Source organism: Streptomyces murinus, from assembly GCF_002154555.1.
GTDB classification, from domain to species: Bacteria; Actinomycetota; Actinomycetes; order Streptomycetales; family Streptomycetaceae; genus Streptomyces; species Streptomyces murinus.
Window position 1 is genome coordinate 1 of the sequence record NZ_MUNF01001042.1, and the last position, 2,610, is coordinate 2,610.

General features: G+C 73.6%; 3 protein-coding genes. All 3 read right to left on the bottom strand.

The annotated features are described in order from the left end of the window. Positions 1–602: hypothetical protein (locus CCN72_RS37530; protein ID WP_107430319.1), on the bottom strand; the 602-nt coding region annotated here is incomplete at its 3' end. 307 nt (positions 603–909) lie between these two features. After that, the gene (locus CCN72_RS37535; RefSeq protein ID WP_208638207.1) at positions 910–2,016 is read right to left on the bottom strand and encodes an MFS transporter; all 1,107 of its coding nucleotides are present in this window, start codon (positions 2,014–2,016) and stop codon (positions 910–912) included. 310 nt (positions 2,017–2,326) lie between these two features. Then, positions 2,327–2,610: DUF6343 family protein (locus CCN72_RS37540; protein ID WP_086812702.1), on the bottom strand; the 284-nt coding region annotated here is incomplete at its 5' end.

Here is a 2,610-nt window from a genome sequence, read left to right on the forward strand (position 1 = left end):
GTCATCCGACGCGCGCCGGTGAGGGTGAAGACCACCGGCGCGCGTCGGATGACCGAGAGGTAGGTGAACAGGCCGACGACCGCGGCCGAGGGCCCGGTGTCCAGGACCTGCCCGCAGGCGGCCGGCAGTCCCAGGCCCGACCAGCCGGGCCCGATCGCGATCATCAGCCGGGCGACGAGGGTGCCGGCCAGCGTGGTGGCGTAGGCGATCGCGAGGGTGCGGGAGCGGCCGAGGGTGAGTTCGGCGAGCGCGAAGGCCAGGAACAGCTGGGTGATGCCGGCCCAGACCGGCAGGTCGAGCGCCGGGACGTACAGCGACACCGGGGTGCGCAGCAGGGACAGCCACAGCGGCAGGTCGGCCTTGACGCCGCCGAGCCGGGTGACCCACATCGCGCCGGTGGGGTGCTGGGCGATGTCGTGGAAGAAGATGACGCCGAACGCGGCGACGAAGGCCAGCAGCAGCCCGGACAGCCCGCGCCGGGCGAGTTGCCGTACCGGGTCGACGACGATGGCGTGCCACTCGCCGCGCAGGGTGCGCCCGGTGAACCGGGCGAGGCGGGCCGCCGCCGGGCGGAGCCGGTCGAGATGTCTTTCCGCGGTCATGAGACGGGGCAGCCCGTCGCCTTCGTCTGCTGCGTCTTCCTCGTCTTCGACGCACCTGTCATGCACATCGCCCCCTTCGGCCCGCGTCCGGTGATCGACCGTACGAGGCTTTTCCCAGTACCCGCTCGTTTCAGGCGTCACCGACCGGATGCCGGCGGATTTCCCCCGGGTCGTGTGGTCGCACGGCCCGGGGGACAGTTCAGCGATCCGCGCGACGGTCGTCAAGATCTTTAACGGGTGGGAAGCCCCACAGGCGGACGGAAGGGAAAACCGGGGAGAGAAGGCAACCTCTCCCCCGTCGGTCACGTCATCCGACTCGGATGCTCTCGGCGAGCAGGACCAAGCAGGCCCCGGTGGTCAGCAGACCGCCGGCGAGGAAGGCGCCGCGTACGTCCGCGAGCGGCAGGATCAGCGCGCCGAGGGCGGCACCCGCGGCGATACCGGCGTTGTACGCGCCGGAGTTGGCGGCGAGCGCGACGTCCGTTCGGCCGGGCGCGCAGATCAGCATCTCGTGCTGGGCGGCCATGAACACCGGTCCGAGCGCGCCGCCCGTCAGGGCGAGGAACACCACCGCCGGCACCGGGTGCGTGCCGCTCGCGCAGAGGCCGAGCATGCCGACCGCCTGGACGGCCACGGCGGTGGTCAGCGCGGCGCGCGGGAAGCGGTCCAGGAGCGCGCCGGTGATGCCCACCCCGGCCAGGCACGCGGTGCCGAACGCCACGAGCAGGAGGTCGACGGCGCCCGGCGAGAACCCGCTCACCGCGCCGAGGAACCGCACGAGGTACGTGTATCCGGTGAACGCCCCGGTGGCGGACAGGGCCCCGGCCGCGAGCACGGTCGCGAAGCGGCGGGTGTCGGGAGCGGTGCCGTAGGCGGCGGGCTCGGACTCGGGGGGCGAGGTGGGGAGCAGCGCTGCGATCGTCACCAGCGAGACCAGGCCCAGGGCGGCGAGCGCGGCCATGGGCACCCGCCAGTCGGTGCGCCCGCCCAGCCAGGTGCCGGTGGGCACGCCGACCACGAGGGCGAGCGAGCCGGCGACGGACAGCGCCCCGATCACCCGCCCGCGCACCTCGGGCGCGAACAGGCCCACCGCGACCGGGCCCGTCACCGCCCAGAACAGCGCCTGCGCGAGCGCGGTGAGCAGCCGGGCCGCGAGCAGCGGCCCGTAGGAACGGGCGGACGCGGCGAGCAGGCTGGAGAGCACGAGCACAGCCAGCAGCCCGGTGAGCACATGGCGCCGGGGCATCGCCCGGGTGCCGTGGGCGAGCGGCAGGGAGGCGAGGGCGACCGTTCCGCCGTAACCGGTGACCAGGAGACCGACCGTGGACGGTGACACCCGAAGGCTCCGGGAGATCGCGTTCAGGAGGCCGACCGGCAGGTTCTCCGCGGTGTTGAAGGTGAAGGCGGACAGCATCAGGGCGCCGAGCACGGCCGGGCTGCGCCAGGAGCCAGGTCGCCGGGGCCCGGCCCGTGCCGCGCGCCGGGTGCCGTCCGCCGTGGTGTCCATGGGCCCAGCTCACCGAGTGCGCGGGGCGCGCCGCAACGTATTTACGGCCCCTACGAACGCCTGCCCCGCCGTGTGCGGGGAGGCTTCCGGACCTCGTGAACACGGCGGGGCAGGCGGTACGTGAGCAGACTGCCTCCGGAATCCGGGATTCAGTAGCGTGCGTTTGGCATATTCACGCCCTGCTTCCGGCCAAAGCCGCGCAAAGCGCTCCGATGGGTCAGCCGATGACGTCGTCGGTCGGGTCGGACTCGCGTCGTCTGCGGGCCGTCACCCGTACCAGGTCGAGTGCGGCGGCCAGGGCGAGGACTCCGCAGACCACCGCGAGGACGGTCAGGGGGCCGCTGCCGGGGCTGTCACCGGGGCCCTGGTGCGCGGACCAGAGGGCGAAGCCCACGGTGGCGGCGGTGAAGAGGGGGAGGAAGAGCGCGGAAAGGATCAGGCGCAGCCGGAGGTCGCTGCGGGCGGTGGCCGGTTCGGTGCCGCTGGGGGTGCGGCGGGGAG